Origin of the sequence: Mucilaginibacter sp. PPCGB 2223 (genome assembly GCF_001705515.1) — a bacterium.
GTDB lineage: Bacteria > Bacteroidota > Bacteroidia > Sphingobacteriales > Sphingobacteriaceae > Mucilaginibacter.
This window is the reverse complement of sequence record NZ_MDJS01000001.1, coordinates 379,405-393,747: the sequence shown is the minus strand read 5'-3', so window position 1 is coordinate 393,747 and position 14,343 is coordinate 379,405. Positions and strand designations below refer to the sequence as shown.

Sequence of the window (14,343 nt, the reverse complement as noted above, 5' to 3'; positions counted from 1 at the left end):
TATAAGTTTAGTACAAGCTATATTGTTGTACAGCCTGCGGCCAGGCGTAACTGCCTGGTTTTAGGGTGACATATAGCTCAGGTTTATTTTCGGTTCGCATCCGGATAACACCGGTTGCCAGTTCTTCTACAGGGAAGAACCTGTACAAACATAACTGTTTAAAAATTGCCGACGCAGTCGATCCGCCTTCGATCATCAATTCTTTGATAGCTATCCTATCGAAAACCATTTTAACAACAATGGCAGTTTTATAACGAAGATCTTTGGCATCGGCCTGCGCCGGATAAATAATCTCGTCATTCACGGCTACGATTGCTTTACCCGACGCTTGGATAAGCGATATGATCTCGCGGCACCAGGCTTCATAATCAGCCTCATCGGGCGAGGGTTTGTTCATCACCCCCACCGGCATATAGCTCACCGGCATCCCGGTGGATTTTAATTCTTTAATAGCCTCACGACTTTTACCGAACGATGTACCTGATACGATCAGTATCGGGTTTTCAAAAGCCCGCGGGTTTTCTATTCGGGCTTGTGCGTCCGGAATGATCAGGCTATCCAGCAAAGCGGTAAAAAAGCCCGACGCGCCTGCCAGCAACATATTTTTATTGATCTTGCCGGCCCACGCTTTCAGATCGTCGGTACTCCCGGCATCGCCGATAACCAGGCCTTCGTGCTGCAAAGTTTCGTCATGCTTTTGTGAATGAACCTTCAGGCCTTTGCCGTTGAGCCTTTCAACTACCGATGAGGTTTTGGCCGGAAATTCGGGATCGTTGGCAAAATTGCTTTCGTGTAAGAGCGAACCATTAAGATAATATCGCCCATCCACAATGGTACGGCTAAGCGCCGGGTTGGCCGGCACGACCAATGCCCGCGTATGGTTCAGTTTTTTGATGATGACCCGCAGTTCTTCGGCTATATAACCGCGCAGTACCGAATCGACTTTTTTAAACACCCAGGTTGGGTTCAGCTCTGCCAGTTCGCGCACCACTTCTTCGGTTTCGCGCTCGGCCTCGCTTTTGCTCATCGACCTGGTATCTGTGGCGATCACAAACAGATCGGCCTTTGATTGCAGATTGACACGGGTATTGATCTCGACCTGCAATTGATACCGCAAGCCGATACCGCCCAGTTCGGCAGCACCCGTAAAGTCATCTGCTATAACTACGATCATTCCTGGTACACTGTTTTGGGGCTGCGGTGCTTGTGTAACTGCACAGCCGATTGGATAGCCAGCACCATCGCATCCTGACTGGCAACACCTTTACCGGCTATCTCGAAAGCGGTGCCATGATCCACCGAAGTACGGATGATCGGCAAACCCATGGTGATATTTACACCTTTCACGCTATCCATCTGCTTTTTCTCAGCATTCCATTTAAAACCCGAAAGCTTGAACGGGATATGCCCCTGATCATGATACATGGCCACTACGCCACCATAATAACCTGTAGCCGCTTTAGCGAACATGGTATCGGCCGGAACCGGGCCCTCTACATCATAACCACGGCCCAAAGCTTCTTCAACTGCAGGTAATATTTCCTGGTCGTCTTCGGTACCGAACAAGCCCGAGTCGCCTGCATGCGGGTTTAAACCTGCAATACCGATCTTCAGGTTAGCTTCGCCCAACTGTATCAATCCGTTATACAACAACTCGGTCACTTCGAGGATACGTTCTTTTTTTACGAGGTCGCAGGCCTGGCGCAGTGACACATGGGTCGATACGTGGATCACTTTCATATTATCCTCAACCAGCAACATCGCGTACTTGCGGGTATTGGTATAATGTGCGTATATCTCGGTATGCCCGGCAAAATGGTGCCCGGCCTCGTTGATCGATTTTTTATTGATCGGGCCGGTTACTGTGGCGTCAATCTCTCCCGCCATAGCCAGTTCGATCACTTTCTTTACCGATTGGAAAGAGGCATCGCCACACATAGCCGAGATCTGCCCGAACTCCAGTTTACTGAGATCGACATTCTTCAGATCATAGATATCGGGTTTACCAAACTCAAATTTTGCTTCGCTTACCTTGCTGATCGCATTAAGAGCGACACCCAGATTAAGCTTTTTTGCGATATGATGGAACACGCCTGCATCCCCAACCAAAATCGGACGGCAGATATTGTATATTCCTTTATCGAGTAAGGCTTTGATGGCTATCTCCGGACCGATACTGGCCGGGTCGCCCATGGTAATGCCTACTATTGGTTTTAATCCCATTACATTAAACATTTTTAACTACCAACCCTTCCTGCTCAATCAAAATATGCAAACTCTGCCTTAATAGTTCTTCATCGTGCATGGTTTGCGGTTGTAATGGTGGCATCACGTGGGTATCACACAAATTTTTCTCGTTCATCAATACTTTCAATGCCCAAAGCGACTCGCCCAGTGAGCGGCTTTTTTGATACAAGGCTCCGAACATGTCCGATTTCTTTTGCAGCGCATGCACCAGTTCTACATCGCCGTTATATGCGGCGGTATACATATCGGTATAAATACCCGGCAACAGGTTACCGGTACTTGGTACAATGCCATCGCCACCGTTCAGCATGGCAATGGCCGAACGTGCCGCCCATCCCAAAAAGTAGCTAAAATCTTGCCGTGCGGCCCATAGGTGCAAAGCTTCTTTCAAGCGGTCGTCGCTGCGCTCCGAATCCTTAGTGGCCACAATATTTTCGTGGTAGCTCAGTTCGTCAATCACCTTTAGCGGGATCGACATGTGGGTGGTGGCCGGGATATTATAAATAATCAGCGGACCTTTACATTCGTTCGCCAATTGCTCAAAGTATATTTTCATATCCCTTTCGGATAGTGCATAGTACGATGGCAAACTCGCCACCACAGCGTCGGTACCATTGGCGAAGCTCAGTTTTGCCAGTTCGACCGACTCTTCAATGCAATTAGATGTGATGCCGGTATAGAGCATATCGCCGGGGCGTTTCAATTTACCCGAAAGCTTGATGTAATCGGCCTTCAGCGACATAGATAAGGATGCCGATTCGCCAGTTGTGCCCAGTATGAACGGGTAAGCGCCATACCGGTTAAAATTGGCGAACATATTTTCAACGCCTTGTTCATCCAGCCTAAGCTTCGCGTTAAGCGGTACAACAGCAGGTACAATCACACCCTGATATTTCTTTTTTATCTTCATGGTCAGTACGCGTCAGTATAGATATCAACCGCATCGGCGTACGTTATCGGCCGGGGGTTGTTTTTTAATAGTCGTGTTATTTTCATGGCATCTTCGGCCATTTGCGGTATCGCCTCAGTCGGGATATTCACGTCGCGTAAACGTGCCGGAATCCCGCATTCTGCAATCAGCTGCCTGATCTTTTCTATTCCTTTTTGCGCGGTTTCGTTATCGCTACCGCCTCGTTCGCAGCCCAAAGCAATAGCTACCTGTGCATATTTGGCTGTTGCCGACGGGATGTTAAACTTCATCACATAAGGCAGCAATAATGCATTGGATAAGCCATGAGGCAAATGAAACGAACTGCCCAACGGGTACGACAGTGCATGTACACCAGCCGTATTTACCGGACCAAGGCAAAAACCGCCTAACAGGCTGCCCATGGCTACTTGGGTGCGCGCCTCTTCATCACGCCCATTGTTCACGGCCTGTGTAATATTGGCTGCAATCAAACGCATGCCTTCAAAGGCGTACATATCGATCATCGGCTGGGCAAATTTGTTGGTATAGGCTTCCAGGCAATGCGTCAAAGCATCCAAACCGGTTGCTGCTGTGATAGATGCCGGCACACTCATGGTCAGCAACGGGTCTACATACACTATATCGGGCACCAGGTATGGGCTGATGATGCCTTTCTTCTGGTTCTCGTTATCAACTAATATCGCATTAGGCGATACTTCGCTGCCTGTACCTGATGTTGCGGGCACGCAGATCAACTTTTTAGCGCGCTGCTTCAGCAAGCCAATGCCTACTATATCAGTTAGACTTTGCGTATTGTTCAGCTGCGCAGCAACCAGTTTGGCAATATCCAGCACACTGCCGCCACCAATTCCTAAAACCATATCAGGATTGATTTCGGCAGCCTCCAGCATCAGGTTTTCAAAATCGGCAAAGGTTGGCTCGTTTATAATTTTTGTATTGATCGTAACAGATACGCCGGCCTGTTTCACTTTTTGCACAAGCGGGTCGATCTGTGTTAAAAGCGGAGTAATGGTAACGATGTATACCGAAGTGCTTTGCAGCGCCAGCAGTTCATCGGGTAAGGCAGACAGGCACCCTTTACCGAATACAAGCTTCCCCGGAAACTGTATAGTTAAATTTGGTACGCTATCCATGTGTATAGTAGTTGTTGGTCATTCAATCAATTTATCGTTACAGCTTCGCGAAGACATGCTTCAGGCTTTCGCTGTGTAATACTTCTTTCCCACCGGCATAAATATGCATGCCTTTTCCCTTGTGATATTTTGCACCGGTTTTGTCCCATAGTATGGTGATGTTTTTGCCGTGATATAAAACTTTATCTAAGCAAAACCAATCCCATTGTCCCTGCGGGATGAGCGGGCAAACCTCGAGCGTGTTATCCAATCGTGGTTTAATGCCAACCAGGTCGTTGATGACCAGATCCGCAAAACCAGAGTGGTTGTAAAAGGTACTGCGTGGGTTATCCCCCTTTAGCCAATACCCATTTTTCTCATCTTGGTATTCGCCTATGTACGGCCTGCCGTACATTTGCTGGCTCCAGGCATATTTGTGCAGGTTATCAAAAAACACCTTAGCCGTCATTTTACCATGGTTGGTATAGTTGGTCAGCAGATTGGCCAGGCCTTTCAGGTCCTGTGTGGTGGCATAGGGCCAAACGGCTCCGTCCCACTCGCATTTGCCGGTTCCGTGTGTACGGAATTTCGGGTGACGTCTTTCAGCAGTAGTTATGCCCCATGGTGCGTTAAAACCGGTTGTATCGATCAGTTGATCCCAGGCTTTGGCATATTTAGGTGTATCATCGGGCAGGTTAAAATACCATGGTATGAAACCGATAGCTTCCCTTACTTCCGCAAACTGCCCGTTGGTGAGCTTCACTTCAAAAAACGAGGCTTCGTTATCCCAAAGGTTTTGCTGAACCAGTGCCTTCAATTCTCTGGCTTTCGCCGAATATTTCTTTTGCAGGCTGTCAATGCCTAACTCGCCTGCCATTTGTGCCAACGCTTTGGCATTGCCATACATGTAGCTGTTGATGGTCGGGCGAATGTTTTTATCCTTCCGGCTTCCGCTGATGGATTCTTCCATGGCATCGCGCACATCAAACTGCCAGAACATACCGTTAGCTACCTGCTTCTCTTTCTCCCATTGCTGGTAATCGGTATTCAGCGCAGGTAATAGCTTTTGCAAAAATGCCTTATCGGGACTGACGAGGTTACGCTGATATACAGCATCATCAATCCAACTGCTGAAATTATGGCCGTGCGGCTTAGGCAGCTTGGGTACATCCAGCAGCCAGAATTTGATGTAATCATTAATATATTGAGGATCGCGCAGCCAGCGGCCTTCATTAACCTGATGCCCTACTGCCGAACTGATGGTATTATATTTGCCGGCAAACTTTACCGGAATGATAAATTCGGTAAACACAAAGCCGTCAGGTGTTTTAACCAGGTGTTTGCGGAAGCTCCACCATCGGTAATAATACATGCGCTGCAGTGTAGTGTCCGGGCATTCGAACAGCGGGATATTTTTTGAAAGCCAGGTATACGACTCGCTGTTAGGCACATAATTTTTTACCGCTTCGGTATCGATAGAGTTGAAGTACGAAACGTATTTTTTAAGCTGATCCGTACGAAGTACGGCGCCGCCATTCTGCGCACGGCCGACACTGACCAGCAGCACCAGCAACAAAAACGGAGCAACACTTTTATTAATACGTTTTATCATCCTGAATAAAAACAAGCAATTTTTTGCAGACGTATTTGATAATAACCGGAAAGATATAGGCCATTTTAATAGGACGATTTCCCCGCTTATTCAATACAATGCGACGGTTAATTGATCTTAACAAAAGTATTTTACAAACCGCAACGTTTTCTATACCATTTTCACTATGTATTGTAGTATATTATCCTACATTAAGCATGCGGGTATTCAATCCGACAAAATATCTATAAAATCACAGTTGAAAAATACACACTATTCGTGGCAGTTGAGTAAATAGTAAAACATTCGCTTCGGGGATGTTATGATAATATCATACAAAAAAAGTCCTTTAGTGTATACTAAAGGACTTTTGCCATTATGGTTATCGGTGAGGTGCCAAGCCATCATTCATGGGATTATTTAGCCTTATTGAATAGTTTAATCTTCAAACCAAACTCAAAAGCTCCCGAACTGTAAGTACTCACCGGGCCGGTTTCGAGGTTGTAGTTAAAGCTCAGGCCAAAAGCATGCTCTTCCCAGGCAAAGCCCATACCTACATTCTGGTTGCTGTGGTAAATGCCCTGCAAACTTAAGCCGGTGCTGGTCATACTAAAATTAACCCCTGCGTCAAGGATATTGTCAAAACCTTTTACGCCCCGAAACATTACTTTTGGCTCAACCGCAAGCGCATTGCCCGGCAATTGTATCTTATAGCTGGCTGCTGTCATAAAAGTAGTCCGGTCAACATCTATCCGGTCGTCCTCGTTTTTAAACAGGTTTGCTTTCAGGTTAGGTATCGCAGCTTCAACAGTCAGGTGGTTGCTGGTGTACGAGATACCGAAATCGCCATCCACATAAGGTTTCAGTTGGTTGTAATCGGCAATCTGCACATCGCTCTGGTCGCCGTTAACGCTGCTGGTACTGATGAAAGGATCGTTGATACCTAAGGATAAACCGAAGTTCAGGCGCTGGTCGTTCCCGCTCAAAGGCAAATGGTAAGCATAGGTTGCCATCATGCGGGTCTGTTGTATCAAGCCTGCTTTATCGTTGCTGATGTTCAAGCCCAGGCCAACTTTATCGGTCGCCTGGTAATCGGCGGTTAGGGTTTGAGTTTTGGGTGTACCTGGGAAAGAGCTCCATTGCTGGCGGTAACCGGCGTTGATGTTCAACCCCGGGTTGATACCGGCCATCGACGGGTCGGCCAGGTATTTATTCAGATAATAACCCTGCTGGAACGGGTTTAGCTGGGCCCTGCTGCTTAACGATACCATCATTAAGCAGGCAAGCACTGATGCAGCTATGGTAGTTTTTTTGATATGATTAAAGATTTTCATCGTTATACTTTTTAAAATGTTCGCGTTCAACAATTACCTGGTTCTTAAAATCGTGATATAGCCTTTGATCACAGGCAATTTCGGATCGAGTTGCACGGTATAGTAGTATGTACCTTCCGAAAGAGGTGCACCTCTCAGCGTTCCGTTCCAATCGTTGGTATAACCATGTTTACTGTACACTACCCTGCCGCCGCGATCATAAACCGTTACGTTATTGTTCGGATATAGAAGTATATCCTTGATGACCCAGTTATCGTTCTTGCCATCACCGTTCGGCGACATGATGTTCGACGCCGTGATATTGCTCACAGCCGAAGCCCTGTACACGGTTACCGTATAGGTATTTTTAGTTACACCGTCCTGCGCAGTCACTAAAATGGTAATTGTAGTGTTGTCGCCTTCTTTCAATGGTATAAATACCGAGTTGTTGCCGCTGCCTACCTGCGTACTATTAACCTGCAGGTTAGCTGCCAGATCGCTCAGCGTTGGGATAACACTGATACGGTCGACCGAATTGGCCACCGTATCCACATAAGCTTTAGTCGCTGCCGCAAAGGTTGGCGATAGCGTACCCGAGCTGATTGTAAGGAACGCCAGGTTAGCGTTGTTACCCGGGGCAACGGTCAGCACACCATTCACATAAGTAATGGTATAATTTGGCGATGCAGCGCCGCTTACCGTGATCGGGTAAGTACCCGGCAAGGAACTGGTAACCGCAGTAGTTGAAAATGTCGGCTGCGTGGTTAAACTTGCCGCATTATCCGTACCTGCAAAACCGGTATATGTTGCCGTTAAGGTTGGGTTAGCTGTATTGTACGCCCTGGTTTTGGCATCGGCTGTAATTGTTAACGGCGCAGGTGTGATGGCCAACGTGCCTGTACCCGAATATACAAACGTATAGTTGCTACTTACACCCCCTGCGGCTGTTAAGGTATAGTTACCTACACCCGAAGTTGCAGTTGCAGTAGTAGTAACGGTTGGTTGCGTAGTTAAGCTGGCCGCATTATCGCCGGTTATAAAGCCGGCGTAGTTCACGGTAAATGCCGGGTTGGCCGCTCCGTAAACTTTAGTCGCATTATTAACGGTAACCGTTAAAGTAACCGGAGTTACCGTAATGTTACCTGCCGCATAAGTAATGTTGTAATTGGCAGCAGCAAATGTACCGCCGGTGGCGGCCGAAGCCACTACCGAACCGGTATAGGTGCCCCCGGCAGCATTTGCGGCCGAGCCTGTACCATAAGCAATAGTTACTGAGCCTATAGTTTCGGAATTAGCCAAACCTGTTGAGGTGAAAGCCGTTGAACCCGAAGCGCCGGTAATAGCTACACCGTAAACCTTGCTCACGTTATTGGCTGTGATGGTCAGGTTAGCTTTGCCTACGATGATAGCCCCGTTATTATAAGTAATGTTATAGTTACCCGCGGTAAACGTGCCACCGGTAGCCGCTGATGGCGTTACCTGGCCGGTATAGGTATTCACAGCAGCAGTAGCGGCCGAGCCTGTACCATAAGCTACGGTTACACTGCCGATGGTTTCGCTGTTTACCAAACCTGTCGAAGTAAAGGCTGTAGAACCTGTGGCACCGGTTAAAGTAGCGCCGTAAGTTTTGTTAACATCTGTAGCGGTGATAGCGAGGTTGGCTTTACCTACAATGATATTACCGGTGGCATAAGTGATGTTGTAATTACCTGCAGTAAATGTACCGCCGGTAGCTGCCGATGGTGTTACCGAACCTGTGTAGGTATTCACAGCGGCATTCGCGGCTGCGCCTGTGCCATAAGCTATGGTTACCGAACCGATGGTTTCAGAATTAGCCAAACCTGTCGAAGTAAAGGCTGTTGAGCCTGCAGTCCCAGTCAAAGCAGTACCATAAGTTTTGCTGGCATCGTTAGCTGTAATAGTCAGGTTAGCTTTACCTACGATGATACTTCCCGGACTATAAGTAATGTTATAATTTCCGGCCGTAAATGTACCGCCGGTAGCTGCCGACGGCGTTGCCTGACCGGTATAGGTATTTACGGCGGCGGTGGCGGCCGAGCCTGTACCGTAAGCGATGGTTACGCTGCCTATTGTTTCGGAGTTAGCTAAACCTGTCGGGGTGAACGCTGTTGAACCCGCAGCGCCTATTAAAGTAGTGCCATAAGTTTTGTTAACATCGGCAGCAGTGATGGTTAGGTTAGCTTTGCCTACGATAATATTACCCGCAGCATAAGTAATGTTATAGTTACTTGCCGTAAACGTACCGCCCGTTGCAGCCGAGGGCGTAACCTGGCCGGTATAAGTATTTACAACCGCTGTTGCTGCCGAACCTGTACCGTAAGCAACAGTAACGCTACCAATAGTTTCGCCATTAGCCAAGCCTGTCGGAATAAAGGCTGTTGACCCTGCAGCCCCGGTTAAAGTAGCGCCATAAGTTTTGTTTACATTGTTTGCCGTAATGGTCAGATTAGCCGTACCTACAATAATGTCACCGGCTGTATAGGTAATGTTGTAGTTACCGGCAGTAAACGTGCCGCCTGTTGCAGCTGAGGGTGTAACCTGGCCGGTATAAGTATTAACTGCCGCAGTTGCAGCCGATCCGGTACCGTAAGCAAGAGTAACGCTACCGATAGTTTCCGAATTTTGTAAACCCGTCGGGGTAAACGCTGTTGAACCGGTTACACCGGCTAAAGTTGTGCCATAGGTCTTATTGGCGGTATTTGCAGTAATGGCCAGATTAGCTTTTCCTACAACGATATCGCCTTTAGTATAAGTGATCGAATAGTTAGTGGCAGTGAAAGTACCACCGGTAGCAGCCGATGGCGTTACCTGGCTGGTGTAGGTATTAACTGCAGCATTGGCAGCCGAACCCGTACCATAGGCTAAAGTTACCGAACCGATGGTTTCGGAGTTTTGTAAACCTGTTGGCGTAAACGCTGTTGAACCTGCGCCGCCTGTTAAAGCCGTGCCATAAGTTTTATTGGCAGTATTGGCAGTAATAGTCAAATTAGCTTGCGTTACACTAATGCTGTTGCTGGTATAGGTAATGTTATAATTACCTGTCGAGAAACCGTTCGAACCCGTAGCTGCGCTTGGCACAACCGCACCAGTGTATGTATTCACGCCATCTGTGGCAGCAGCACCGGTACCATAAGTAATGGTAGCGCCGGTTATGGTTTCGCCATTCTGCAAAGTGCCGGTAACGGTAAATGCGGTAGTTGTTACGGTACCGCTGGTTAGTGTTTGTCCGTAAGTTTTAGATGCCGAATTGGCAGTTAGCGTTAATGCAGCCTTATTTACTGTACTGGTAGCAGTTGCAACGTTAACGTTGACAGCGCCGGTACTGCTCAATACCACATTACCCGAATAGGTAGTAGCCGCCGAAGTTTTAGCGAGGCGGATGTACACCGGTGTAGAAGATATCGTACCGGCTGCTCCTACAGTAACAGTACTGCTGAAGCTGGCGTTATCGGTACTTACCTCAAAACCTGCAGGTGGTGTAACTAAGATACCGGCCGACATATTAGCTCCCGATACACTGAATGTACCTGATGATGAAGCTGTACCATAAGTAGCAGTGAGTGCAGATAATGTGCCAGTACTGCTGATGGTAGGTGTTGGCGCAGATGACACAGTGATATCGCCGGCATGATAAGTAATTGTATAGTTGCCTGCATTAAAAGTACCTCCGGTTGCTGCCGATGCTACAACAGAGCCAGTATAGGTAGCAACAGGCGCACCCGCTGCCGAACCTGTACCGTAGGCGATAGTTACCGAGCCGATGGTCTCCGAATTCTGTAAGCCTGTCGAAGTAAAAGCAGTTGAACCCGTACTGCCTGTAATTGTTGTGCCTACCGTTTTGGTAACACTATTGGCAGTGATATCCAAGGCCGCTTTACCAACCACGATGTCGCCGGCCGTATAAGTAATGCTATAATTGCTTGCATTAAACGAACCACCAGTAGCTGCCGAAGGCGTTGCCTGGCCGGTATAGGTATTTACCGCAGCCGTCGCAGCAGCACCTGTACCGTAAGTTATAGTCACGCTGCCGATGGTTTCGCTGTTAGCTAAACCGCTTGGGGTAAATGCTGTTGAGCCCGATCCGCTGGTTAATGTCGATCCATAGGTTTTATTGGCTGTATTTGCTGTGATAGTTAAATTGGCCTGACCAACAACAATATCGCCGTTATTATAGGTGATATTATAATTGGCTGCCGAAAACGTTCCACCTGTAGCTGCTGATGGTGTAACCTGGCTGGTGTAAGTATTCACGGAGGCGTTACCTGCTGCACCTGTACCGTAGGCAAGAGTTACGGTTCCGATAGTCTCAGAATTAAGCAAACCGCTCGATGTAAACGCTGTAGAGCCTGCTGCACCCGTTAAAACGACACCATAAGCTTTGTTGGCTGTATTAGCAGTAACGGATAACGACGCTTTACCAACCGTAATATCACCTGTGGCATAAGTAATGCTATAGTTTGAAGCGGTGAATGTTCCGCCGGTAGCCGCAGATGGTGTTACCTGGCCGGTATAAGTATTTACCCCAGCAGTCGCAGCAGCACCTGTACCGTAAGCAATAGTCACTGTCGAAATAGTTTCTGAGTTTTTCAACCCTGAAGGGGTGAATGCCGTCGAACCAGCCCCCCCTGTCAGCGTACTGCCGTAGGTTTTGTTAACTCCGTTTGCGGTGATGGTTAAGGCAGCAGCGCTAACTGTACTCGTAACCGTGGCAACGTTAACGCTGTTAGCCCCGCTGCTGCTTAATACCACGTTGCCGGAGTATGAACTTCCCACTGCTGTAGTGGCTGCTAACCTGATATAAACCGGGGTAGATGTTACTGTGCCCGCAGCACCGACAGTAACTGTGCTGCTGAATGTGGTGCCATCGGTGCTTACTTCAAAACCCGATGGCGGAGTAACCAGGATACCCGCAGTAAGGTTAGTACCCGAAACGTTGAAAGTACCGTTTGACGATGCTGTACCATAGGTTGTACTTAAAGCCGAAAGTGTACCTGTTGTACCTATTGCAGGTTGAGCATTCACTGTTATATTTAGGGTGGTACTTGTTCCGCCCCCACTGTTAAAAGCGGTAATAGTATAATTAGTTGAAGCGCTTGCTACAGTAGGCGTACCGCTGATAGCACCGGTGGTGCCATCCATACTTAAACCAGCAGGCAAGGACGGTGTGATGTAGTAGCCACCGGTACGCGCTACTTTCTTGACTGAACCTCCCGCAGTGTAATCGGCTACGTACGGATTGCCGGTGGCATCTATTACCAATCCGGCAGGTGTGGTAAAGTTGGTTGAAAGCTGTGTTGATGTGGTAGTACCTGCCGCTATTTCGTTAACCGAATGGTTGGCAATGTTTGTATAATACAGATTACCTGCTGCATCGAATGCTAAACCAGTTATACCAGGAGAAATTGTTGCAACATCGGTTACAGCGTGACCTGTAGCAGCGATCATTTGCAGCTTGCCATTACCTTGGTTGGCCACATAGATATTTCCCGAAGCATCTATAGCTACGCCAAAAGGAGTCGAAAATCCGGAAGCAATGACCGAGGCCGATGAGCCCCCTGAAAGTATTTCGCTCACCTGATTGGTGCCCTGGTCGGCAACGAAAATATTGCCCGAAGCATCCAGTGCAACACCTGTTGGTTGTGTGAACGTTGTTACATCTGTAACCACTCCTGCGGGCGTAACTTTTTTCAGTTTCCCGGTAGTGACTTCGGTTACATACATATTTCCGGATGCATCCAGGGCTATAGCGCCAAGACCTGCAATGCCAGACCCGATAGTTGTTAAACCCGAGCCGGTTGCCGACATTTTAGAAACCGACGTCCCTCCGGCATCAGCCACGTAAATATTCCCTGAGGCATCACGCGCTACACCAATTGGTTGTGCAAAAGCCAAGCCGATGGCCGATGTATTGAAATTCGGAGCCACAACGCCGCTACTGGTTGGTGTAAGTGTAGTGATGGCAGTGTTTTGGGTATATGTTTGTGGTGTTGTATAACTAACTGTCGGCGGAGCGACACCCGTACTACCGGTAAACACTACATTGTCAACACTAAACGTACCCGCTGTACTGGTTGTGGCATCATTAAACGGATAGATACGAATAGTTACCGCGCTGGTTAAACCGGTAAACGAACCTGCAGGAAACGTAATGGTGCTCCCGGTCTGAGCGGTCGTAGCCGTAGTCGGCATTGTAAATATATTGCTGGCAACAGTTATGTTAGCATTTGCAGGGTTTACCGATGCCGGCAGATCTGTTGCATAATTATCTAAGCTGCTTCGAACACTGTATTTCATTGGCCCGGTTGCCGAGTGTTGCGATGTGAATGTAAGCGCCGTAAGCGTAAGCGTACTGCCTGATGCCGGCGTAATTGTTACCGAATAATAGTTACTCGAATTAAAAGGAGAATTTGCAGTGTTCCCCCAGGTATTGGCTGCATAGCGCCCTGCGCCGGCCGAGGCCGTAGCACCAGCTAAGGTATATGAGCTAAATGTAACATTATCAACCACCGGCACAGGTGATGGATCTGTAGCTCCCGAGGGTGATGAAAGTATAGAGTTGAAATCGTATGTAGCCGAAAAATTTGACGATGCCAGCGTTGCAAGTGTAACTATCGATGAGTTAGAACTTGTACCCCCGGCGGTAACCGTCCGTACCCTGATATAATACGTTGTACTGGCTGTCAAACCTGTTATTGTCACGCCGGCGGCCGTCGAACCTGTGCTCACGTTGGTATAACCGCTTACTGTTGTGCTAAAATTGTCCGTCGAAAGATCGTAAAAATAGTTAGTGGCTCCTGTAGCCGGGACCCAATCAACACTAAGGGTGGTTGCACTCGCGCCCGATCCCGTTATACTTGTCGGTGCTGTTTGTCCGAATAATATCGCTGGTGAAAACGACAGCACAGCGAAAAAAACAAAACGTAGAAGTTTTTTCATTAAAGGAGAATTAGAGGGTACTTATTTTTATTTTATGAAACAGTTTGCAAACTCCATTACGCGTATTTCTCAAAACACAAAAACCAAGCCTGCTAAACTAACCAGTATTCGCAAGCCCTGTATTAACTTAATGTTAATTCTTAAAATCTGTACCCGCTCATTCACACAACAATACACCACTGTAAGTTGGCG

The 14,343-nt window shown here is 47.8% G+C and carries 7 protein-coding genes; all 7 read right to left on the bottom strand.

Annotated elements, in window-relative coordinates; translation table 11 throughout:
* Positions 1 to 7: 7 nt before the first annotated feature.
* A complete protein-coding gene (locus BEL04_RS01585; RefSeq protein WP_065999463.1) occupies positions 8 to 1,174 on the bottom strand; it encodes a four-carbon acid sugar kinase family protein in 1,167 nt (388 codons plus the stop codon).
* The gene (gene pdxA, locus BEL04_RS01580) at positions 1,171 to 2,223 is read right to left on the bottom strand and encodes a 4-hydroxythreonine-4-phosphate dehydrogenase PdxA (protein ID WP_066003339.1); all 1,053 of its coding nucleotides are present in this window, start codon (positions 2,221 to 2,223) and stop codon (positions 1,171 to 1,173) included. Before pdxA ends, BEL04_RS01585 begins: the two co-directional genes overlap by 4 nt.
* A 4-nt stretch (positions 2,224 to 2,227) precedes the next feature.
* Positions 2,228 to 3,157, bottom strand: coding sequence for a dihydrodipicolinate synthase family protein (locus tag BEL04_RS01575; protein WP_065999460.1), 930 nt, complete (start codon positions 3,155 to 3,157; stop codon positions 2,228 to 2,230).
* Between the two features lie 2 nt (positions 3,158 to 3,159).
* Positions 3,160 to 4,311, bottom strand: a complete 1,152-nt coding sequence (locus BEL04_RS01570) for an iron-containing alcohol dehydrogenase (protein ID WP_065999458.1) — start codon at positions 4,309 to 4,311, stop codon at positions 3,160 to 3,162.
* Between the two features lie 37 nt (positions 4,312 to 4,348).
* Entirely contained in the window at positions 4,349 to 5,902 is a 1,554-nt protein-coding gene (locus tag BEL04_RS01565; RefSeq protein WP_065999456.1) for a glycosyl hydrolase family 65 protein, read from the bottom strand.
* 395 nt (positions 5,903 to 6,297) lie between these two features.
* A complete protein-coding gene (locus tag BEL04_RS01560) occupies positions 6,298 to 7,215 on the bottom strand; it encodes a type IX secretion system membrane protein PorP/SprF (RefSeq protein ID WP_083227720.1) in 918 nt (305 codons plus the stop codon).
* Positions 7,216 to 7,248: 33 nt separating this feature from the next.
* Complete coding sequence (locus BEL04_RS01555) at positions 7,249 to 14,151, bottom strand: MBG domain-containing protein (protein WP_083227719.1); 6,903 nt, start codon at positions 14,149 to 14,151, stop codon at positions 7,249 to 7,251.
* Between the last annotated feature and the right edge of the window lie 192 nt (positions 14,152 to 14,343).

What these genes read in the sequence shown, in the direction of transcription:
- BEL04_RS01585 (WP_065999463.1), bottom strand. Translation starts at nt 1,174, where the DNA reads ATGATCGTAGTTATAGCAGATGACTTTACGGGTGCTGCCGAACTGGGC.
- pdxA (WP_066003339.1), bottom strand. Translation starts at nt 2,223, where the DNA reads ATGGGATTAAAACCAATAGTAGGCATTACCATGGGCGACCCGGCCAGT.
- BEL04_RS01575 (WP_065999460.1), bottom strand. Translation starts at nt 3,157, where the DNA reads ATGAAGATAAAAAAGAAATATCAGGGTGTGATTGTACCTGCTGTTGTA.
- BEL04_RS01570 (WP_065999458.1), bottom strand. Translation starts at nt 4,311, where the DNA reads ATGGATAGCGTACCAAATTTAACTATACAGTTTCCGGGGAAGCTTGTA.
- BEL04_RS01565 (WP_065999456.1), bottom strand. Translation starts at nt 5,902, where the DNA reads ATGATAAAACGTATTAATAAAAGTGTTGCTCCGTTTTTGTTGCTGGTG.
- BEL04_RS01560 (WP_083227720.1), bottom strand. Translation starts at nt 7,215, where the DNA reads ATGAAAATCTTTAATCATATCAAAAAAACTACCATAGCTGCATCAGTG.
- BEL04_RS01555 (WP_083227719.1), bottom strand. Translation starts at nt 14,151, where the DNA reads ATGAAAAAACTTCTACGTTTTGTTTTTTTCGCTGTGCTGTCGTTTTCA.